Below are 19,737 nucleotides of genomic sequence, written 5' to 3'. Positions count from 1 at the left end.
GAGCGCATTATGAGTCAGAAAAATTTCGTCGAACTGCGCAACGTTTCCAAGCGATTCGGCAGCAACACGGTGATCGATAACATCACGCTCACCATCCCTCAGGGGCAAATGGTGACGCTGCTCGGCCCTTCCGGCTGCGGCAAGACCACTATTCTGCGCCTGGTCGCCGGGCTGGAAAAACCGAGCGACGGGCAGATATTCATTGATGGTGAAGACGTCACCCACAGTTCCATTCAGCAACGCGATATATGCATGGTGTTCCAGTCTTATGCCCTGTTCCCGCATATGTCGCTGGGGGAAAACGTCGGCTATGGGCTGAAGATGCTCGGCATTCCGCGCGCCGAAGTGAAAGCGCGCGTGCAGGAAGCGCTGGCGATGGTGGATCTGGCAGGGTTCGACGATCGCTATGTCGATCAGATCTCCGGCGGCCAACAGCAGCGTGTGGCGCTGGCGCGCGCGCTGATCCTCAAGCCGAAAGTGCTGTTGTTTGACGAGCCGCTGAGCAACCTCGACGCCAACCTGCGCCGCAGCATGCGCGAAAAGATCCGCGAGCTGCAAAAGCAGTTTGATATCACCTCGCTGTACGTGACCCACGATCAGAGCGAGGCCTTCGCGGTATCAGACACCGTGCTGGTGATGAACAAGGGGCATATCATGCAGATAGGCTCGCCACAGGACCTCTATCGGCAACCGGCGTCGCGCTTTATGGCGAGCTTTATGGGGGACGCCAACCTGTTCCCGGCCAACTTCAGCGCGGAGCATGTCGATATCGGCGGCTATCGTCTGCCACGCCCTGCGCATTTTGCCGCCGAGGGCGCCGGCACGGTGGGCGTGCGGCCGGAGGCGATCACGCTGAGCGAGCGTGGCGATGACAGCCAGCGCTGCGTGATCCAACATGTCGCCTACATGGGGCCGCAGTATGAGGTGACGGTGACGTGGCGCGGGCAGCAGATTTTGCTGCAGGTCAACGCCACCCGCCTGCAGCCGAACGTCGGCGAGCAGTATTATCTGGAAATTCACCCCTACGGCATGTTTGTGCTGGCGGACGCGGCGTAATAAGCATCACGCTTAAGCGTTAAAATAACGGCCATCCCGAATGGGGTGGCCGAAAATAACTGCCATAGAAACCGTATTTATTTTTACAACGCCACCCAAGTCATTGTCCAACCGAAGCATAAACGCGGCACCCTCAATAAAAATAACCACCCGAATCATCATGGGTGATATTTTTATTTAGATAGGCTAAGCTTAACCCCGCAGTGAAAATTATTTAACGGCCAACTCAAGGAGAAATTCATGAGCAACAATGCAAACGCAAAGGCGCAGCTGGATAATTTACGCAACGTCGCTTCTCAGCTGAAGGAAATGCGCCACTACGCGCAGTCTAACACCGAGACGCTCTCCGCACACTGGCTGGCCTTCGATCACGGCGAATGCAAAAATAAGGCATTCGCCGAAGCCGTCAACGATCTGCTGAATAAACAAGGCGCCTGTCTGGAAGGGCTGGAAAAAACCATTCAGGATATCGAGATTGAAATGAACCGTCTCGACAAAGCCGCCTGATAATAGCGATTTAAATAAACCCGCCGCGTGCGGGTTTATTTTTAGCTGCGGCAGATGACGCGTGCAATATCTCCCGAGGTCGTCAGCGCGCGTATTTCGCTGAACAGCTCGGTGGCTTCGTCATATTCTTTGCGCAAATAGCCCAGCCACTGTTTGATACGCGCCACGTGATACAGGCCGGTATCGCCCTGCTTTTCCAGCTGGACATATTTTTGCAGCAGCTCGACCACCTGCGGCCAGGGCATGCGCGGTTCGTTGTACTTCACCACCCGGCTCAGGTTCGGCACGTTGAGCGCGCCGCGCCCCAGCATGATGGCGTCGCAGCCGGTCGCCTGCTGGCAATCCTGCGCGCTCTGGTAATCCCAGATCTCGCCGTTGGCGATCACCGGGATGCTCAGCCGTTGACGGATCTCGCCGATCGCCGCCCAGTTGATACGATCCGCCTTGTAGCCGTCCTCTTTGGTGCGGCCATGCACCGTCAGCTCGCTGGCGCCCGCCTGCTGCACCGCGTCGGCGATTTCAAAACTGCGGTTGGAGGAGTCCCAGCCCAGGCGTACCTTCACCGTGACCGGCAGATGGGCCGGCACCGCCGCACGCATCGCCTTGGCGCCCTGGTAGATCAATTCAGGATCTTTGAGCAGCGTCGCCCCGCCGCCGCTGCCGTTCACCAGCTTGGACGGGCAACCGCAGTTGAGATCGACGCCGTAAGAACCCAGCTCCACCGCGCGGGCGGCGTTCTCCGCCAGCCACTGCGGGTACTGCCCCAGCAGCTGTACCCGCACCAGCGTGCCCGACGGCGTGCGGCTGGCGTGACGCAGTTCCGGGCACAGCCGGTAGAACGACTTGGCCGGCAACAGCTGATCGACCACGCGCAAAAATTCGGTGATGCACAGATCGTAGTCGTTCACCTCGGTGAGCAACTCACGCACCAAAGAATCGAGAACGCCCTCCATCGGAGCCAATAATACGCGCATGACCAATCCCAGCTAAAAAAAGACCCGCAATGATACGGGTGAATGCCCGCGCCAGACAAGCCTCTGCGGGCATTAAAAACGCCGTCAGCCCAGCCGGCGGATCGGCTGGTCGGCGAGAAACGCAACAATGTCCTCAACCGCCTCGGTGAAGTAGGCGCGATAGTTATCGTCCGCCACATAACCTACGTGCGGCGTCGCCAGCACGTTGGGCAGGCGGCGGAACGCATCGTCGGCCGGCAGCGGCTCCGTCTCGAACACGTCCAGCCCGGCGCCGGCGATCTGCCTTTGCTGCAGGGCGTCCGCCAACGCCGCCTGATCGACGATCCCGGCCCGCGAGGTGTTGATCAGGTAAGCCGTAGGCTTCATCGCCGCCAGTTCATCCCGCCCCACCAGCCCGCGGCTGCGATCGCTCAGCACCAGGTGGATGGAAACAAAATCGCTCTGCTCGAACAGCGCCCGTTTGGACGGCGCCAGCTCAACGCCTTCCTGCGCCGCCCGTTCCGCCGTCAGGTTCTGGCTCCAGGCCAGCACCCGCATGCCGAACGCCTGCGCCACCTTGGCCATCTGGCCGCCGATCTTGCCCAGCCCCAGCAGGCCCAACGTTTTCCCCTGCAGCGTGACGCCTAAGCCCAGCTGCCACGGGCCGTTGTTCCGCAGCCCGACACTTTCCGGCACGATATGCTTCGCCAACCCGAGCAGCAGTGCCCAGGTCAGCTCCATCGGCGCCGCCGACCCGCTGCTGGTGCCGCACACCACCACGCCGCGCTCGGCGGCGGCGGCCAAATCGATAGCGGCGTTGCGCATGCCGGAGGTGATCAGCAGCTTCAGCTTCGGCAGCCGTGCCAGCAGCGAGGCGGTCATCGGCGTGCGCTCGCGCATGATGACCAGAATGTCGCACTCCTGCAGATGCACCGCCAGCTCCGCCTCATCGGTAAAGTGCGCGCTGATGGCGGACACCTCCACCCGATCGGCCAACACCGACCAATCCGCCATCTTGAGCGCTACCTGCTGGTAATCATCGAGAATTGCGCACTTCAATTTCATCTCCGTCTCCTGGAATGTAAGGTTAACCACCGTCCAGCCTAGTACGAAAATGCCGTTCCGCCAGGCAAAAAAAAAGCCGCCCGTATCGGCGGCTTACTCTTTGAGCAATCAGGCTTATTCTGCTGGTTTGCGGTTGCGCGGGCGACGCGAAGCCGGTGCGCCGGAACGGCGTTGGCCGTCACCCTGCGGGCGGGCGTTACCGTTGCCGTTGCCGCGATTTTCACGCTGGCCGCCGTTGCCGTTGCCGTTGCCGTTGCCGTTGCGCTGACCGCCGCCGTTACCGGAACGTTGGCCACCGCCGTTGCCGCGCGGCGCACCGCGTCCGCCACCCTGGCGACCGTTGATGATCGGCTCGGCCTTGATGGTCGGATCCGGGTCGTAGCCCGGCAGCGCAATGCGCGGAATTTCACGCTTCAGCAGACGCTCGATGTCGCGCAGCAGCTTGTGCTCATCCACGCACACCAGCGAGATAGCCTCGCCGGTGCGTTCCGCGCGGCCGGTACGGCCGATGCGGTGCACGTAGTCTTCCGGCACGTTAGGCAGCTCGTAGTTCACCACGTGCGGCAGCTGGTCGATATCCAGACCGCGCGCCGCGATGTCGGTCGCTACCAGCACGCGGATGCGGCCGTCTTTGAAGTCGGCCAGCGCACGGGTACGGGCGCCCTGGCTCTTGTTGCCGTGGATCGCCGCAGCGGTGATGCCGTCTTTGTTCAGCTGCTCCGCCAGGTGGTTGGCGCCGTGCTTGGTGCGGGTAAACACCAGCACCTGTTTCCAGTCGCCTTCGCCGATCATCTGCGACAGCAGTTCCCGCTTACGCTTCTTGTCGACGAAGTGCACGCTCTGCTCGATCTGCTCGGACGCGGTGTTGCGGCGCGCCACTTCTACCGAAGCCGGGTTGTGCAGCAGCTTGTTGGCCAGCGCCTTGATGTCGTCGGAGAAGGTGGCGGAGAACAGCAGGTTCTGACGCTTGGCCGGCAGCTTGGCCAGCACACGACGGATGTCGTGGATAAAGCCCATGTCCAGCATGCGGTCCGCTTCGTCCAGCACCAGAATTTCGATTTTGGACAGGTCAACCGCGTTCTGGTGTTCCAGATCCAGCAGACGGCCCGGCGTCGCCACCAGGATATCGACGCCACCGCGCAGTTTCATCATCTGCGGGTTGATGCTCACGCCGCCAAACACCACCAGCGAACGCAGGCGCAGGTGTTTGCTGTAGGCATCGACGTTCTCGCCGATCTGCGCCGCCAGCTCACGAGTTGGCGTCAGGATCAGTGCGCGCACCGGGCGGCGGCCTTTGACCGGATGGTCATGCTTGCTCAGCAGCTGCAACAGCGGCAGGGTAAAACCGGCGGTTTTACCGGTGCCGGTCTGGGCGCTGGCCATCAGGTCACGACCTTCCAGCACGACAGGGATAGCCTGACGCTGAATTGGCGTCGGTTCGCGATAGCCCTGTTCTTCAACAGCGCGCACAATTTCAGCACTTAAGCCGAGGGTTTCAAATGACATAAAGAGAAAAACTCCAGATCCCCCCTAACCTAACGGTGTTCGGTGCAGTTTCCTGGGAGGATGATCAGACGGGGCATTAAGCATGACCACGAGGGATTGGCACAAACTGCAGTGCACCAGGCGGCGATTGTAACAGAAGTCGCGCAATAAAAAGCACTTTTACGCGTAGAGAGCACAATCTGCCGTAAATTCAGCATTGTCTGAAGCCGATCACATAACTCATTATGGTTAGCGGTTGCGTTTTAAACGATCTGACATAAAGTTAATCATATGATTGATTAACTTCGAGCGTGACCGATGTCAGCTTCCGTACATCATCAGGCCGCCGGCCGGGCGCGCGGCGAACAGACGCGTCGGCAGCTGCTCGCCGCAGCGATCGAACTGTTCGGCGAATACGGCCTGCAGGGCGCCACCACCCGCGACATCGCCCAGCGCGCCGGCCAGAACATCGCCGCCATCACCTACTATTTCAGCTCGAAAGAGGGGTTGTATCTGGCGGTTGCGCAGTCGCTCGCCGATTTCATCCAGCAGGTGTTCGCCCCGCTGGCCGCAGAAGTCGATCGCTTTCGGCGCTTACCGGCAGAACGGCGATCGCCCGACGCGGCGCTGCGCCTGCTGCAGCGTGGCCTACTGGCCTTCAGCGAACTGATGACCCAGCCGCACACGCTGAACCTGAGCAAAATCATGTCGCGCGAACAGCTTGCCCCCACCGACGCCTACCCGCTGATCCACCGCCAGGTGATCGCACCGATGCACGAACGGCTGTGCCGCCTGCTGTCGGCTGCGACCGGACTCGATGAAAACTCGACCCGCATCGTGCTGCATACCCATGCGCTGGTCGGCGAGGTGCTGTCGTTCCGCGTGGCGCAAGAAACCATCCGCCGTCAGGCCGGCTGGCAAGAGATTGGCGAGCGCGAAGCGGCGCAAATCGGCGCCGTGTTGAGCGAACATATCGAGATTTTGGTTGTTGGGCTGCGCCAACGTCATGGCGCGTGAACCCGTCGCCTTTCACGTTACGGCGTTGGTGGCTGCACGAGCTGGCCGCCTGGCCGTAGCTCGACAGGCGTAAGGTTTAATATTCACAGGCAGGGAGTGTTATGAACAAAAAACGCAGTGCCTTGATCGTGTTGTTGATTCTGCTGATCGCGGCCGCCGCTTACGGGGTATGGCATTACCAACGGCAGCAGGATCGGCCGTTGACGCTGTACGGCAACGTCGATATCCGCACGGTCAACCTCGGCTTTCGCGTCGACGGCCGCCTGGCGTCGCTGACGGTGGATGAAGGCGACGCCGTGCAACCGGGCCAACTGCTCGGCAAACTGGACGATGCCCCCTACCGCAACGCGCTGCAGCAGGCCGAGGCCAACGTCGGCAGCGCGCGCGCCAGGCTGTCGCTGCTGCAGGCCGGCTATCGCACCGAAGAGATAGCCCAGGTGCGGTCGGAAATGGCGCAGCGCCAGTCCGCCTTCACTTACGCCGATAGCTTCCTGAAGCGCCAGCAGGGGCTGTGGGCGAAAAACGCCACGTCCGCCGACGCGCTGGACGATGCACTCACCGCCCGCAATCAGGCGCAGGCCAACCTGCAGGCGGCGAAGGACAAGCTGGCGCAATACCGCAGCGGCAACCGTCCGCAAGAGATCGAACAGGCCAAGGCCGATATGGCGCAAAGCGAAGCGGCGCTGGCGCAGGCGCAGCTGAACCTGCAAGACGCCACGCTGATCTCCCCTTCCGCCGGTACGGTGCTGACCCGCGCGGTGGAACCGGGCACCATGCTCGGTGCCGGCGGCACGGTGTTCACCCTGTCGCTGACTCGCCCGGTATGGGTGCGCGCCTACGTCAATGAAACCAGTTTGGCCCAGGCGGTGCCCGGCACCGAACTGGCGATCTACACCGACGGCCGGCCTGGCAAGCCTTACCACGGCAAGATCGGCTTCGTCTCGCCGACCGCGGAATTCACGCCGAAAAGCGTCGAAACGCCGGACCTGCGCACCGATCTGGTGTACCGCCTGCGGGTGATCGTCACCGACGCCGACGATGCGCTGCGCCAGGGCATGCCGGTCACTCTGCGCTTCGCCAAACCCTGAGGCCGGCCATGGAACAGGCGCACACCATTGAGCTGGAAGGGTTGGAGAAACGCTTCCCGCGGCTTGCGAAACCGGCGGTCGCCAGCCTGACCACCACCCTGCGCAGCGGCGCGGTCATCGGGCTGGTCGGCCCGGACGGCGCCGGCAAAACCACCCTGCTGCGCATGCTGGCCGGCCTGCTGCAGCCCAGCAACGGCAAATTGCGGGTCGCCGGGCTGGATCCGATCGCGCAGGATCGTCAACTGCACGCGATCCTCGGCTATATGCCGCAAAAATTCGGCCTGTATGAAGATCTGACGGTGATGGAAAACCTGACGCTGTACGCCGATCTGCGCGGCGTCACCGGCGATCTTCGCCGCCAGACCTTCGAACGGCTGTTGAAATTCACCGATCTGACCCGCTTCACCGAACGGCTGGCGGGCAAGCTGTCCGGTGGCATGAAGCAGAAGCTCGGCCTGGCCTGCACGCTGGTGGGCGAACCCCAGGTGCTGTTGCTGGATGAACCGGGCGTCGGCGTCGATCCGATCTCGCGCCGCGAGCTGTGGCGCATGGTGCACGAGCTGGCCAATGACGGCATGTTGATCCTGTGGAGCACCTCCTACCTCGACGAAGCCGAGCAGTGCCGCGAAGTGCTGCTGCTCAACGAGGGCGAGCTGCTGTTCAGCGGTGCGCCGCAGGAGCTGACCCGGCGCATGGCCGGCCGCACGGTGTTGATCGCCGCGCCCCCCGGCAGCCATCGAGCGTTGCTGCAACGGGCGATCTGCCTGCCGGCGGTCACCGACGGCGTGATCCAGGGCAAGTATCTGCGCCTGATCCTGAAGGAAGGCGAGGATCATCGGCAGCTGTTGCAGGCGCTGGATCTACCGGACGCCGAGCTGAACGAAGCGGATCCGCGCTTCGAAGATGCGTTTATCGATCTGCTCGGCGGCGGCCCCAGCCACCGCTCAGCGCTGGCGGAGATCATGCCGACCGTCAACGGTGAAAGCAGCGAAACGGTGATCGAAGCGGTGCAGCTGACCAAAAAATTCGGCGACTTCGCCGCCACCGATCATGTCGATTTCCAGGTGCGGCGCGGCGAGATTTTCGGCCTGCTCGGCCCGAACGGCGCCGGCAAGTCCACCACCTTCAAAATGATGTGCGGCCTGCTGGTGCCGTCCAGCGGTAAAGCGCTGGTGCTGGGGATGGATCTGAAGACCAGCTCCGGCAAGGCGCGCCAACGCCTCGGCTATATGGCGCAGAAATTCTCGCTGTACGGCAACCTGACGGTGGCGCAGAACCTGAAGTTCTTCTCCGGCGTCTATGGCCTGAGCGGCAAGGCGCAGCGCGAAAAGATCGGCGAAATGTCCCGCGCCTTCAACTTCGCGCCGATCCTCGACCAGACGCCGGACGCGCTGCCGCTCGGCTTCAAACAGCGCCTGGCGCTGGCCTGCGCGCTGATGCACGAGCCGGATATCCTGTTTCTCGACGAACCGACTTCCGGCGTCGATCCGCTGACGCGGCGCGAGTTCTGGTTGCACATCAACGGTATGGTCGATAAGGGCGTCACGGTGATGGTAACCACTCACTTTATGGACGAGGCGGAGTACTGCGATCGTATCGGCCTGGTGTATCGCGGCAAGATCATCGCCGCCGGTACGCCGGACGATCTCAAACAACAGGTGGCGCGCGACGACAATCCCACCCCCTCGATGGAACAGGCGTTTATCGAGCTGGTGCAGGGCTACGACGAGGAGGAACAGCGGTGAGCGGCAATCGACCCCCAATCGACAACAGCGGCTTCTCCTGGCGCCGGCTGCGCGCGCTGTGCCTGAAAGAAACGCGGCAAATTCTGCGCGATCCCAGCAGCGGCCTGATCGCCTTCGTCATCCCACTGATGCTGCTGTTTATCTTCGGCTACGGCATCAACCTAGACTCCAGCAAGCTGCATCTGGGCATCCTGATGGAGCAGCAGAGCGAAGACGCGCGCGATCTGGCCCATGCCTTCGCCGGTTCGCCCTATATCGAACCGACTATCAGCGACAATCGCCGGCAGCTGATCCAGCAGATGCAGGCCGGCACGATCCGCGGCCTGGTGGTGATCCCGGTGGATTTCGACCAGCGCATGGCGCGCCCGCACGACAACGCGCCGATTCAGGTGATCACCGACGGCAGCGAGCCGAACACCGCCAACTTCGTGCAGGGCTACGCCCAGGGGGTATGGCAAGTGTGGCAACAGCAACGCGCCGCCGATCGGGGGAACAGCGACAAGCCGCTGATTGACGTGCAGATGCGCTACTGGTTCAACCCGGCGGCCATCAGCCGGCACTACATCATTCCCGGCGCCATCACCATCATCATGACGGTGATCGGTGCCATCCTCACCTCGCTGGTGATCGCCCGCGAATGGGAGCGCGGCACCATGGAGGCCCTGCTTTCCACCCAAGTGACGCGCAGCGAGCTGCTGCTCTCCAAGCTGATCCCTTATTACTTCCTCGGCATGGCCGCCATGGCGCTGTGCATGGCGGTGGCGGTCTGGGTGCTCGGCGTGCCCTATCGCGGTTCGCTGCTGATCCTGCTTTTGATCAGCAGCCTGTTCCTTGCCAGCACCCTCGGCATGGGCTTGTTGATCTCCACCCTCACCCGCAATCAGTTCAATGCGGCGATGGTGGCGCTAAACGCCGCCTTCTTGCCGTCGATCATGCTGTCCGGCTTCATCTTCCAGATCGACAGCATGCCGGCCATCGTGCGCGCGGTGACCTACATCATTCCGGCGCGCTACTTCGTCAGCACGCTGCAAACGCTGTTCCTGGCAGGCAATGTCAGTACCGTGCTGCTGATCAATCTGCTGTTCCTGATCGCTTCCGCCGTGCTGTTCATCGGCCTGACGGCCTGGAAAACCCAGCGCCGGCTGGATTGAGGAGAAAGAACGATGTTTCATCGTCTGTTGACGCTCATCATTAAGGAAATGCAGGCGCTACTGCGCGATCCGCAAACCCGCGCCATCCTGATCATGCCGGTGATCCTGCAGGTGCTGCTGTTTCCGTTCGCCGCGACGCTGGAGGTGACCAACGCCACCATCGCGGTTTACAGCGAGGACAACGGCCAGGCTTCGGTGGAGTTGACCCAGCGCTTCGCCAAAGCCAAGGCTTTCTCCCATGTGCTGCTGTTGCGCAGCCCGCAGGAGATTAAGCCCATTATCGACAATCAACGTGCGCTGCTGCTGATCCGCTTCCCGGCGCAGTTCTCGCGCGATATCGCCACCGGCAACACCGCACCGCTGCAGCTGTTGCTCGACGGGCGCAACTCCAACAGCGCGCAGATCGCCGCCAACTACCTACAGCAAATCGTGCAGGAATATCAGAACGAGCTGCTCGGCGGTCGCGCTAAACCCAACAACAGCGAACTGATGGTGCGCAACTGGTATAACCCGAATCTGGACTACAAATGGTTCGTGGTGCCTTCGCTGATCGCCATGATCACCACCATCGGCGTGCTGATCGTCACCTCGCTGTCGGTGGCGCGTGAACGTGAGCAGGGCACGCTGGAACAGCTGCTGGTTTCGCCGCTGCTTACCTGGCAGATCTTTATCGGCAAGGCGGTGCCGGCGCTGATCGTCGCCAGCTTCCACGCCACCGTCGTGTTGCTGATCGGCATCTTTATGTATCAGATCCCGTTCGCCGGATCGCTGCCGCTGTTCTACGCCACCATGCTGATCTATGGGCTGTCGCTGGTGGGCTTCGGCCTGCTGATCTCGTCGCTGTGCGCCACGCAGCAGCAGGCGTTTATCGGTGTGTTCGTGTTCATGATGCCGGCGATCCTGCTCTCCGGCTATGTCTCACCGGTGGAGAACATGCCGGTGTGGCTGCAGGATCTGACCTGGGTTAACCCGATACGCCACTTTACCGACATCACCAAGCAGATCTACCTGAAGGACGCCAGCTTCGACATCATCTGGCACAGCCTGTGGCCGCTGCTGGTGATCACCGCCACCACCGGCAGCGCCGCCTATGCGCTGTTCCGCCGCAAAATCGCATAAAAAAAGCTCTGCATGTAACATGCAGAGCCTGGTAAATCCTACGGATTTAGCGGCGGTTGCCGAAGATACGCAACAACATCAGGAACAGGTTGATGAAGTCGAGATACAGCGTCAGCGCGCCGACGATGGCGTACTTGCGGAAGCCGTCTTTGTCATCGGCGTTCAGCTGCTCGCCCATCGCCTTGAGTTTTTGCGTGTCGTACGCGGTCAGGCCGACGAACACCACCACCCCGATGTAGGTGATCGCCCACATCAGCGCGGAGCTTTTCAGCCAGATGTTCACCAGCGAGGCCAGCACGATGCCGATCAGCGCCATGAACAACATGCTGCCAAAGCCGCTCAGATCGCGCTTGGTGGTATAGCCGTACAGGCTCATGGCGCCGAACATGCCGGCGGTGACCACGAAGGTGCTGGCGATCGAGCTGTAGGTGTAAGCGATGAAGATGCTCGACAGCGTCAACCCGGTCAGCGCCGAATACAGCATGAACAGCGAGGTGGCCACCGCGCCGCTCAGGCGGTTGACCATGCCGGAAATCACGAACACCAGCGCCAGCTGGGCGATGATCAGACCGAAGAAGGTGATCTGGCTGGAGAAGATGAAGTTGAGGATGGCGGGCGTGTTGGCCGCATACCAGGAAACGAACGCCGTCAGCAGCAGACCGCAGGTCATCCAGCCGTAAACCTGCGCCATGTAGGCCTGAATGCCGCTGTTGGCACGTTCGACGATTGAACCATTAGAGCGTGGATATCGGTCCATGACGGTTACCTTTTGCGTAGTAAACAAGATTCCGAAGCCCCTTGAGCGGGGCTTCGCCTGCTATAAGCGTACCACAGAATATGCCGCGCGAAAGCGGCAAAGGTCTTGATTTGTTTCCGCTGTTGACGCGTTATTTAGCCGCGTTTTGCCAGCGCTGCGCCGCCTGACGATCGCTGTCGCGGGCGTCCACCCAGCGATCGCCCTGGCCGGTCGCTTCGCGCTTCCAGAACGGCGCACGGGTCTTCAGGTAGTCCATGATGAACTCGCTGGCGGCGAACGCCATGCTGCGGTGCGCGCCGGTTACGCCGACGAACACGATCTCGTCGCCGGGATACAGCGCGCCGACGCGGTGGATCACCGTCACGCGCTGCAGCGGCCAACGGCTGCGCGCCTCGGCCACGATCTCCGCCAGCGCCTTCTCGGTCATGCCGGGGTAGTGTTCCAGCGTCAGCGCGCTGACGTCGTCCCCCAGGTTATGGTTGCGCACCTTGCCGGTGAAGGTCACCACCGCGCCGTCGGCGTCGCACTGCGCCAGCCACTGGTATTCGTCGCCGACGTTGAACGGCGCTTCGCCCACGCGAATGCGGGTGTTTTCCATGCTTACCCCCCGGTAACCGGTGGGAAGAAGGCCACTTCATCGCCGGCGCGCAACGGATGATCCGCCGCCACCAGCGACTGATTGACCGCCGCCAGCAGCTTGCCGGATTCCAGCGCCAGCGCCCAGCGATCGCCGCGCGCACACAGCGCCTGGCGCAACGCCTCGACGGTCGGGTAATCCGCCGGCATCGACAGGCCGCCGGTACCCACCAGTTCGCGCACCTGCGCGAAGAAAAGAATATCGATCATGCATTCACCTTAAAATCGCCGGATTTGCCGCCGCTTTTCGCCAGCAGGCGCACCGGGCCGATCACCATGTCTTTCTGTACCGCTTTGCACATGTCATAGATGGTCAATGCCGCCACCGAGGCGGCGGTCAGCGCCTCCATCTCGACGCCGGTTTTGCCGGTCAGCCGGCAGCAGGTTTCAATGCGCACCCGGTTGTGTTCCGTCTGCGCCTCCAACTGCACTTCGACCTTGCTCAGCATCAGCGGGTGGCACAGCGGGATCAGCTCCCAGGTGCGTTTGGCCGCCTGAATGCCGGCGATGCGCGCCGTGGCGAACACGTCGCCCTTGTGATGGCTGCCGTCGACGATCATCGCCAGCGTGGCGGGCAACATCTCGACAAAGGCTTCGGCACGCGCCTCGCGCACCGTCTCGGCCTTAGCGGAAACGTCGACCATATGGGCTTCGCCGGCGGCGTTAATGTGGGTTAGCTGTGTCATCACTCAGGCTTCTTCAAATGGGGCTGGAAGTTGCACGGGCGATGACGCGCGTCCAACTGCTCTTCGATAATCCGCTCCCAGGCGGTACGGCAGGCGCGGGTGGAACCCGGCATGGCGAAAATCACCGTCCGATTGGCCAGGCCGGCCAGCGCGCGCGACTGGATCGTTGCGGTACCGATCTCTTCGTACGACACCATGCGGAACAGTTCGCCGAACCCTTCCACCTCTCTGTCGAACAGCGGCAACAGCGCTTCCGGCGTATTGTCGCGCGCGGTAAAACCGGTGCCGCCGGTGATCAACACCGCCTGCACGTTGTCATCAGCGATCCAGGCGGAAACCCGCGCGCGGATCTGGTAAATATCATCTTTGACGATGGCGCGATCCACCACCTGATGGCCGGCTTCCTGCGCCGCTTCCTGCAGATATTGGCCGGAGGTGTCTTCCGCCGCGCCGCGACTGTCGGACACGGTCAGGATGGCGATATGCGCCGGAATAAACTCGCTGCTCGCATGGCTCATGGTTCAATAGGCTCCTATTCTGAGATCCCAACAGATTTCAAGTTGCAGCCAACAACGCTGCGGCTTGAAATATGTGGGTATCAACCGCCGATAAACGACAGGTTCTGGGTAATCCCGCTGTTACCCTGATGCAGGAAATGGGTCTGCTTTTTGCTCAACAGCCCGCTCTGGATGCGCGCCTTCAGCGCATCGAGCTGGCCGTCGTCCGCCAGCAGATCGCGCAGGGGCACCCCCTGCTCGCCGAACAGACACAGATGCAAATTGCCGATGGAAGAAACGCGCAGCCGGTTGCAGCTGGCGCAGAAGTCTTTTTCGTACGGCATGATAAGACCCACCTCGCCCTGGTAGTCCGGGTGGCTGAACACCTGCGCCGGGCCGTCGCTGCGGCCGCGCGCCTGGCGCTGCCACCCCTGCTGCTCCAGCTGCCGGCGAATCACCTCACCGGAGACATGGTGTTTGCGAAACAGCTCGCCGCCCTCGCCGGTTTCCATCAGTTCGATAAAGCGCAGCTGGATCGGCCGGTCTTTAATCCAGGCGAGAAAGGCACCGAGCTGCTGGTGGTTAACGTCGCGCATCAGCACCGCGTTGACCTTAACCTTGCTGAAACCGGCGCTGAAGGCGGCGTCGATGCCGTCCATCACCTGGCGGAACTTGTCCTGACCGGTGATGGCGTGAAACTGGCGGGGATCCAGGCTGTCGACGCTGACGTTAATCGCCGTCAGGCCGGCGTCACGCCAGGCGGCGACGTCGCGCGCCAGACGGTAGCCGTTGGTGGTGACCGCCAGGGTACGGATGGCCGGGTTTTCCCGCACGGCGGCGATGATCTCGGTAAAATCGCGGCGCAGCGAGGGCTCGCCACCGGTCAGACGCACCTTTTCGGTGCCCAGTTCGGCGAACGCGCGGCTGACGCGGCGGATTTCATCCAGCGACAGGAAGCTTTTCGGGCTGCCGCTCGGCTTGTAGCCGTCGGGCAGACAATAGGTGCAACGAAAGTTGCACACGTCGGTGATCGACAAGCGCAGGTAATAGAACTTGCGCTCATAAGCATCAATGAGTTGCGGCACCATAACACCTTTCCAAAGTCGGGAGATGCGAGCGTTTCCCCTCTGCACCCTGGTGGCTGACTTCGCCACGGCCCAGGCGCCATATCGTTCCTGATGAACAACGTAGGCGCAGGGGCTAGGAGTTTGATTTCTCTTCCCGCTACCTGAGTAGCCGGAACGAAACCGTGGTTTTCAGCAGAATTCTAGCGCTAATCGGCAGCGATAGCCAACGCGCAAATTCGCTATATATTTGTCTATACAGCGTTTTTAGACGCCGCGTGATCTGGTAAACCATGATAAACATCGCTTGCGTGGACGAATTGACCAGAATCACGTAAATGACACTCTTATCCCCTAAATCACCGGCGTTGCCTCCGCCGGTAACCATGAGAAAAATAGACCGGAAGCGAATTGAAACGCTGCTTGCAGCGGCCCCGAAGGGGTGAAGTCCACGGATCAACCGAGCACTGCACGGCCAGCGCAACAGCAAACGGGTATATCGCGTTTTTGCGCCGGATCCGCTACCTTATGCGGGCAGTTCAGCCCCTTTGTAAGGAAATTTATGCGTAATCGTACCCTGGCCGATCTCGACCGCGTGGTGGCGTTAGGCGGCGGACACGGTCTGGGCCGTGTGATGTCGGCCCTGTCATCCCTAGGTTCCCGCCTGACCGGCATCGTCACCACCACCGACAACGGCGGTTCCACCGGCCGCATCCGCCGCTCAGAAGGCGGCATTGCCTGGGGCGATACCCGCAACTGCCTCAACCAGCTGATCACCGAACCGAGCGTCGCCTCGGCGATGTTCGAATACCGCTTCAGCGGCAATGGCGAACTGGCCGGCCACAACCTCGGCAACCTGATGCTGAAAGCGCTGGATCACCTGAGCGTGCGCCCACTGGAAGCGATCAACCTGGTGCGCAGCCTGCTGAAGGTGGACGCAGCGCTGATCCCGATGTCGGAGCAGCCGGTGGATTTAATGGCGCACGATCACGAAGGCAATCACGTTTACGGTGAAGTGAATGTCGATCAACTGGCCCATATGCCGCAGGAGCTGATGCTGTCGCCGCCGGTCAGCGCCACGCGCGAGGCGCTGGACGCCATCGCGCAGGCCGATGTGATCCTGATCGGGCCGGGCAGTTTCCTCACCAGCCTGATGCCGCTGCTGCTGCTGGACGATCTCACCCAGGCGCTGCGCCGCAGCAGTGCCAACATGATCTATATCGGCAACCTTGGCCGCGAGCTGAGCGTAGCCGCCGCGGCGCTGTCGTTAAGGGATAAACTGACGCTGATGGAAGAGAAGATCGGCCGCCCGATGATCGATGCGCTGATCGTCGGCCCGGCGGTGGACGCCAGCGAGGTGCAGGATCGGGTGGTGATTCAGCAGCCGCTGGAAGCAACCGACATCCCCTACCGCCACGATCGCCAACTGCTGCGTCAGGCGCTGGATAGCGCGCTGGTGGAGCTGGCCGCCCGCCGCTGATCGAATTTAGCCGTCTCGCCCACGCAGCCAAGGATTATCGCTGGCTGGGGCGGGATGGCTGACCATATCGATATACAGATCTTCCACCTCTTTGCGCGCCCAGGGCGTGCGACGCAAAAACTTCAGGCTGGACTTAATGCTCGGATCGCTGCGGAAGCAGTTGATGCGAATGCGCGCGCCCAGCTCGGACCAACCGTAGTGATCCACCAGTTTATTCAGCAGTTGCTCCAGCGTCACGCCGTGCAGCGGGTCTTTGGACTGGTGTTGGCTCATGTTCGGTACTCTTCGTGGTCAGATCGGGCCGCACACCTTAACAGCTTTGGCGCGGCCGACAAGGAATTTCGACGCCCGCAACGCAGGCGCCATCCAACGGTCAGGAAATCGCGATGAACTGCTCGCGCAGCTGGTGGATCTCGTCGCGCAGCGCAGCCGCCTGCTCAAATTCCAGGTTCTGCGCATGGGTGTACATCTGTGCCTCCAGATCGCGGATTTTCTGATCCAGCGCTTTCGGCGTAAGGTTCTGAAGCTGAGCGCCGCTGTCCACCGCCTTGCCCTTGCCTTTGCTCTTGGCGCGGTTGACCGGCTGGCCGATTTGCAAAATATCGCCGATCTTCTTGTTCAGCCCCTGCGGCACGATGCCGTTGGCTTCGTTGTACGCCTGCTGCTTGGCGCGGCGCCGCTCGGTTTCGCCGATCGCCTTGGCCATCGAATCGGTGATGCGATCGCCGTACAGGATCGCCTTGCCGTTCAGGTTACGCGCCGCGCGGCCAATGGTCTGGATCAGCGAACGCTCGGAACGCAGGAAGCCTTCCTTATCGGCGTCCAGAATCGCCACCAGCGAGACCTCAGGCATGTCGAGCCCCTCACGCAGCAGGTTGATGCCCACCAGCACGTCGAACTCGCCCAGACGCAGGTCACGGATGATTTCGACCCGTTCCACGGTATCGATGTCCGAGTGCAGGTAGCGCACGCGTTCGCCATGCTCTTCCAGGTATTCGGTCAGATCTTCCGCCATGCGTTTGGTCAGGGTGGTCACCAGCACGCGCTCGTTGATCGCCGCACGTTTGCGGATCTCGGAGAGCAGATCGTCCACCTGGGTGGCGACCGGCCGCACCTCCACGATCGGATCCAGCAACCCGGTCGGGCGCACCACCTGATCGACCAGATCGCCGCCGGATTTCTCCAGCTCATATTTGCCCGGCGTCGCGGAGACATAGATGGTCTGCGGCGCCAGCGCCTCGAACTCTTCGAAGCGCAAGGGGCGGTTGTCCAGCGCCGACGGCAGGCGGAAGCCGTACTCCACCAGCGTTTCCTTGCGCGCGCGGTCGCCCTTGAACATCGCGCCGATCTGCGGAATGGTGACGTGGGATTCGTCCACCACCAGCAGGCCGTCCGCCGGCAGGTAATCGAACAGCGTCGGCGGCGGCTCGCCCTCGGCGCGCCCGGACAGGTAGCGCGAGTAGTTTTCGATGCCCGAGCAGTAACCCAGCTCGTTCATCATCTCCAGATCGAACTGGGTGCGCTGCGTCAGGCGCTGCTCTTCCAGCAGTTTGCTGTTGGCCAACAGCACCTTGCGGCGGTCCGCCAGATCGACCTTGATCTCCTCCATCGCCTGCATGATCCGCTCGCGCGGCGTCACATAGTGCGATTTCGGGTAGATGGTAAAGCGCGGCACCACCTGCTCGATCTGCCCGGTCAGCGGATCGAACAGCGACAGCCGCTCCACTTCGTCGTCGAACAGCTCGACGCGCAGCGCCAGCTCGTCCGACTCCGCCGGGAAGATGTCGATCACCTCGCCGCGCACGCGGAAGGTGGCGCGCTGGAAGGCCTGATCGTTGCGGGAATACTGCAGCTCCGCCAGCCGGCGCAAAATAGAACGCTGATCGATGATCATCCCCTGGGTCAGGTGCAGCATCATCTTCAGGTAAAGGTCCGGATCGCCCAGGCCGTAGATCGCCGACACCGACGCCACCACCACCACGTCGCGCCGTTCCAGCAACGCCTTGGTGGCGGAAAGGCGCATCTGCTCGATGTGTTCGTTCACCGAGGCGTCTTTTTCAATGAAAGTGTCGGAGCTGGGCACATAGGCTTCCGGCTGGTAGTAATCGTAGTAAGAAACGAAGTACTCCACCGCATTCTCCGGAAAGAACTCTTTCATCTCGCCATACAGCTGCGCCGCCAACGTTTTGTTCGGCGCCAGCACCATGGTCGGCCGATTCAGATCGGCTATCACGTTGGCGATGGTGAACGTCTTGCCCGAACCGGTCACCCCCAGCAGCGTCTGGTGCGCCAGGCCGTCTTCCAGCCCCTCTTCCAGCTTGCGGATGGCTTCCGGCTGATCGCCGGCCGGTTTGAACTCTGAATGCAGTTTGAAAAGTTTACTCATTGCTCGGCTACCCTGTGGAGATGCGCGCGCTCAGGCGGCCATTCGGCTCGCGCCGGACATGGCCCCTCATTATGGAAAGTGTCGGCGATTTGCGCCAGTGCTCATGATACTGGATATAAAACCAGCTTCAAGCGGATTCGTCGCCGCGCCCTGCGCCACGGCGGCGCCGTTGCACCGTGCCGTTACAGCCGGGTGACATTTTTATTGTCAATAACAGATTTATCCCCAGAACTTGCCGCGAATTAACTTATTGATAGCACCGCGGCGAAAAATCATACATAGAGACCTGAACAATGCCCTTGCGTCTTGATTTTAATTAAACTATTGATAATTATTAACTTTAATAAAAAGACGAGAATGCGGACAAAGCGAACAGAACCCGCGTCCGCTCTCGCTTTACGGCGTTTTTCTAAATCTAATACACAAGGTTATCCACAGGAATAGTGGATAACTCTCACCGCCCCGCCCGTGGCGGGAGTTACAGAAAGAAAGCTTTTCGCCCTTTACACTCGCCAAAACGTCTTTTTTAGTTATTTTTTCATAAAAATATCGCTTTGTTTATGCCGATTAATACTAAAAATCCCCATTGCCAAAATCGCATTGCCCCCTTTAACGCGGATCGCCCTTGACGGCGGCGCAACGCCTTGCACCAGTACCTTGCCCAAGAGCACCACAAGAGTGCAAAAAACGTCCTGGTTAACCTCCCCGCGTATTTTCGGGCCGCCGCGGCAGAATGCGTCAGGCCTGACGGCCGGTTAACACGGCGATAACAAGCCCCGTTTTCGCCTGGCGGTAAACCTGGCCTGGGAGTTGCTTTATCTTCCTGCGCGTAAACGAAGCGCGGCGGCATCATGCGCTGCCTCGCAGCGGTCAACGGCCGCCGCGCTATCGTTCGCAAAAGCGCAAGAACGACACCAAGTCGTCATAAGCGTCGTTTTTAACGACATATTGACCGTCATTCCGTCCACCGCAGATCTTGCCCAGGTTTATCGGACAGACGGCATTTTATTCCAGACATTGCCACACTCGGGAAATCAACCGCCAA

General features: G+C 61.2%; 20 protein-coding genes and 1 riboswitch. Of the genes, 8 read left to right on the top strand and 12 right to left on the bottom strand.

Annotated elements, in window-relative coordinates; all coding sequences use genetic code 11:
• Positions 1-9 precede the first annotated feature (9 nt).
• The gene (gene fbpC, locus BHU62_RS04765; protein WP_073529652.1) at positions 10-1,056 is read left to right on the top strand and encodes a ferric ABC transporter ATP-binding protein; all 1,047 of its coding nucleotides are present in this window, start codon (positions 10-12) and stop codon (positions 1,054-1,056) included.
• 240 nt (positions 1,057-1,296) lie between these two features.
• The gene (locus BHU62_RS04760; protein WP_073529451.1) at positions 1,297-1,563 is read left to right on the top strand and encodes a hypothetical protein; all 267 of its coding nucleotides are present in this window, start codon (positions 1,297-1,299) and stop codon (positions 1,561-1,563) included.
• Between the two features lie 41 nt (positions 1,564-1,604).
• Here BHU62_RS04760 and dusC read toward each other — a convergent pair whose 3' ends face one another.
• The 3 genes from dusC to rhlE form a co-directional block, all read right to left on the bottom strand.
• Complete coding sequence (gene dusC, locus BHU62_RS04755; protein WP_073529450.1) at positions 1,605-2,537, bottom strand: tRNA dihydrouridine(16) synthase DusC; 933 nt, start codon at positions 2,535-2,537, stop codon at positions 1,605-1,607.
• An 84-nt stretch (positions 2,538-2,621) separates the two neighbouring features.
• Positions 2,622-3,581: a D-2-hydroxyacid dehydrogenase family protein gene (locus BHU62_RS04750; protein WP_073529449.1), complete on the bottom strand. Its 960-nt coding sequence runs from the start codon at positions 3,579-3,581 to the stop codon at positions 2,622-2,624.
• A 114-nt stretch (positions 3,582-3,695) separates the two neighbouring features.
• The gene (gene rhlE / locus BHU62_RS04745; protein ID WP_073529448.1) at positions 3,696-5,087 is read right to left on the bottom strand and encodes an ATP-dependent RNA helicase RhlE; all 1,392 of its coding nucleotides are present in this window, start codon (positions 5,085-5,087) and stop codon (positions 3,696-3,698) included.
• Between the two features lie 297 nt (positions 5,088-5,384).
• On the opposite strand from rhlE, the gene cecR reads away from it, so the two are divergent.
• The 5 genes from cecR to BHU62_RS04720 all read left to right on the top strand — a co-directional run bounded on the left by cecR (position 5,385) and on the right by BHU62_RS04720 (position 11,186).
• Positions 5,385-6,083: a transcriptional regulator CecR gene (gene cecR / locus BHU62_RS04740; protein WP_073529447.1), complete on the top strand. Its 699-nt coding sequence runs from the start codon at positions 5,385-5,387 to the stop codon at positions 6,081-6,083.
• A 101-nt stretch (positions 6,084-6,184) separates the two neighbouring features.
• Positions 6,185-7,171, top strand: coding sequence for a secretion protein HlyD (hlyD, locus tag BHU62_RS04735; RefSeq protein ID WP_073529446.1), 987 nt, complete (start codon positions 6,185-6,187; stop codon positions 7,169-7,171).
• Positions 7,172-7,179: 8 nt separating this feature from the next.
• Positions 7,180-8,916 (top strand): ATP-binding cassette domain-containing protein, encoded by a 1,737-nt coding sequence (locus BHU62_RS04730; protein ID WP_073529445.1) that lies wholly within the window; start codon positions 7,180-7,182, stop codon positions 8,914-8,916.
• Positions 8,913-10,067 carry an ABC transporter permease gene (locus tag BHU62_RS04725; RefSeq protein ID WP_073529444.1) on the top strand — a complete coding sequence of 385 codons (1,155 nt, stop codon included), beginning with the start codon at positions 8,913-8,915 and terminating at the stop codon, positions 10,065-10,067. The genes BHU62_RS04730 and BHU62_RS04725 overlap by 4 nt, the downstream gene beginning before the upstream one ends.
• Positions 10,068-10,079: 12 nt before the next feature.
• Positions 10,080-11,186 carry an ABC transporter permease gene (locus BHU62_RS04720; RefSeq protein ID WP_073529443.1) on the top strand — a complete coding sequence of 369 codons (1,107 nt, stop codon included), beginning with the start codon at positions 10,080-10,082 and terminating at the stop codon, positions 11,184-11,186.
• A 46-nt stretch (positions 11,187-11,232) separates the two neighbouring features.
• On the opposite strand, the gene BHU62_RS04715 is transcribed toward BHU62_RS04720, so the two are convergent.
• The 6 genes from BHU62_RS04715 to moaA all read right to left on the bottom strand — a co-directional run bounded on the left by BHU62_RS04715 (position 11,233) and on the right by moaA (position 14,850).
• On the bottom strand, positions 11,233-11,943 hold the full coding sequence (locus BHU62_RS04715) for a Bax inhibitor-1 family protein (RefSeq protein WP_073529440.1): 711 nt from the start codon (positions 11,941-11,943) through the stop codon (positions 11,233-11,235).
• Between the two features lie 130 nt (positions 11,944-12,073).
• A complete protein-coding gene (gene moaE, locus BHU62_RS04710; protein WP_073529439.1) occupies positions 12,074-12,541 on the bottom strand; it encodes a molybdopterin synthase catalytic subunit MoaE in 468 nt (155 codons plus the stop codon).
• 2 nt (positions 12,542-12,543) lie between these two features.
• Entirely contained in the window at positions 12,544-12,789 is a 246-nt protein-coding gene (gene moaD, locus BHU62_RS04705; protein WP_019453985.1) for a molybdopterin synthase sulfur carrier subunit, read from the bottom strand.
• Positions 12,786-13,265, bottom strand: a complete 480-nt coding sequence (gene moaC, locus BHU62_RS04700) for a cyclic pyranopterin monophosphate synthase MoaC (protein WP_073529437.1) — start codon at positions 13,263-13,265, stop codon at positions 12,786-12,788. The genes moaD and moaC overlap by 4 nt, the downstream gene beginning before the upstream one ends.
• On the bottom strand, positions 13,265-13,783 hold the full coding sequence (moaB, locus tag BHU62_RS04695; RefSeq protein WP_073529435.1) for a molybdenum cofactor biosynthesis protein B: 519 nt from the start codon (positions 13,781-13,783) through the stop codon (positions 13,265-13,267). Before moaB ends, moaC begins: the two co-directional genes overlap by 1 nt.
• 80 nt (positions 13,784-13,863) lie before the next feature.
• A complete protein-coding gene (moaA, locus tag BHU62_RS04690; RefSeq protein ID WP_004939778.1) occupies positions 13,864-14,850 on the bottom strand; it encodes a GTP 3',8-cyclase MoaA in 987 nt (328 codons plus the stop codon).
• A riboswitch (molybdenum cofactor riboswitch) is annotated at positions 14,837-14,981 on the bottom strand. (Overlaps the previous gene by 14 nt.)
• A gap of 407 nt (positions 14,982-15,388) precedes the next feature.
• On the opposite strand from moaA, the gene BHU62_RS04680 reads away from it, so the two are divergent.
• Positions 15,389-16,306: a gluconeogenesis factor YvcK family protein gene (locus BHU62_RS04680; RefSeq protein WP_073529418.1), complete on the top strand. Its 918-nt coding sequence runs from the start codon at positions 15,389-15,391 to the stop codon at positions 16,304-16,306.
• A 6-nt stretch (positions 16,307-16,312) separates the two neighbouring features.
• Here the strand turns inward: BHU62_RS04680 and BHU62_RS04675 are convergent, their stop codons facing one another.
• From BHU62_RS04675 to BHU62_RS25505, 3 genes are all read right to left on the bottom strand, one after another.
• Complete coding sequence (locus tag BHU62_RS04675; protein ID WP_004939783.1) at positions 16,313-16,579, bottom strand: VF530 family DNA-binding protein; 267 nt, start codon at positions 16,577-16,579, stop codon at positions 16,313-16,315.
• Between the two features lie 100 nt (positions 16,580-16,679).
• Positions 16,680-18,692, bottom strand: a complete 2,013-nt coding sequence (uvrB, locus tag BHU62_RS04670; RefSeq protein ID WP_073529417.1) for an excinuclease ABC subunit UvrB — start codon at positions 18,690-18,692, stop codon at positions 16,680-16,682.
• A 530-nt stretch (positions 18,693-19,222) separates the two neighbouring features.
• Positions 19,223-19,357 (bottom strand): hypothetical protein, encoded by a 135-nt coding sequence (locus BHU62_RS25505; RefSeq protein ID WP_265341096.1) that lies wholly within the window; start codon positions 19,355-19,357, stop codon positions 19,223-19,225.
• Positions 19,358-19,737: the final 380 nt, after the last annotated feature.

The sequence above is a fragment of the Serratia marcescens genome (assembly GCF_001902635.1).
Taxonomy (GTDB): domain Bacteria; phylum Pseudomonadota; class Gammaproteobacteria; order Enterobacterales; family Enterobacteriaceae; genus Serratia; species Serratia marcescens_F.
Note: the sequence above shows the minus strand (reverse complement) of the source record. Positions and strands in the feature narration are given on the sequence as shown.

Excerpts from the sequence above, each read along its gene's own strand:
- BHU62_RS04760 (WP_073529451.1), top strand. The coding sequence starts at position 1,297 with ATGAGCAACAATGCAAACGCAAAGGCGCAGCTGGATAATTTACGCAAC.
- moaC (WP_073529437.1), bottom strand. The coding sequence starts at position 13,265 with ATGACACAGCTAACCCACATTAACGCCGCCGGCGAAGCCCATATGGTC.
- BHU62_RS04730 (WP_073529445.1), top strand. The coding sequence starts at position 7,180 with ATGGAACAGGCGCACACCATTGAGCTGGAAGGGTTGGAGAAACGCTTC.
- BHU62_RS04675 (WP_004939783.1), bottom strand. The coding sequence starts at position 16,579 with ATGAGCCAACACCAGTCCAAAGACCCGCTGCACGGCGTGACGCTGGAG.
- moaE (WP_073529439.1), bottom strand. The coding sequence starts at position 12,541 with ATGGAAAACACCCGCATTCGCGTGGGCGAAGCGCCGTTCAACGTCGGC.
- cecR (WP_073529447.1), top strand. The coding sequence starts at position 5,385 with ATGTCAGCTTCCGTACATCATCAGGCCGCCGGCCGGGCGCGCGGCGAA.
- BHU62_RS04715 (WP_073529440.1), bottom strand. The coding sequence starts at position 11,943 with ATGGACCGATATCCACGCTCTAATGGTTCAATCGTCGAACGTGCCAAC.
- uvrB (WP_073529417.1), bottom strand. The coding sequence starts at position 18,692 with ATGAGTAAACTTTTCAAACTGCATTCAGAGTTCAAACCGGCCGGCGAT.
- fbpC (WP_073529652.1), top strand. The coding sequence starts at position 10 with ATGAGTCAGAAAAATTTCGTCGAACTGCGCAACGTTTCCAAGCGATTC.
- rhlE (WP_073529448.1), bottom strand. The coding sequence starts at position 5,087 with ATGTCATTTGAAACCCTCGGCTTAAGTGCTGAAATTGTGCGCGCTGTT.
- BHU62_RS04750 (WP_073529449.1), bottom strand. The coding sequence starts at position 3,581 with ATGAAATTGAAGTGCGCAATTCTCGATGATTACCAGCAGGTAGCGCTC.
- moaB (WP_073529435.1), bottom strand. The coding sequence starts at position 13,783 with ATGAGCCATGCGAGCAGCGAGTTTATTCCGGCGCATATCGCCATCCTG.
- moaA (WP_004939778.1), bottom strand. The coding sequence starts at position 14,850 with ATGGTGCCGCAACTCATTGATGCTTATGAGCGCAAGTTCTATTACCTG.
- dusC (WP_073529450.1), bottom strand. The coding sequence starts at position 2,537 with ATGCGCGTATTATTGGCTCCGATGGAGGGCGTTCTCGATTCTTTGGTG.
- moaD (WP_019453985.1), bottom strand. The coding sequence starts at position 12,789 with ATGATCGATATTCTTTTCTTCGCGCAGGTGCGCGAACTGGTGGGTACC.
- BHU62_RS04720 (WP_073529443.1), top strand. The coding sequence starts at position 10,080 with ATGTTTCATCGTCTGTTGACGCTCATCATTAAGGAAATGCAGGCGCTA.
- hlyD (WP_073529446.1), top strand. The coding sequence starts at position 6,185 with ATGAACAAAAAACGCAGTGCCTTGATCGTGTTGTTGATTCTGCTGATC.
- BHU62_RS04680 (WP_073529418.1), top strand. The coding sequence starts at position 15,389 with ATGCGTAATCGTACCCTGGCCGATCTCGACCGCGTGGTGGCGTTAGGC.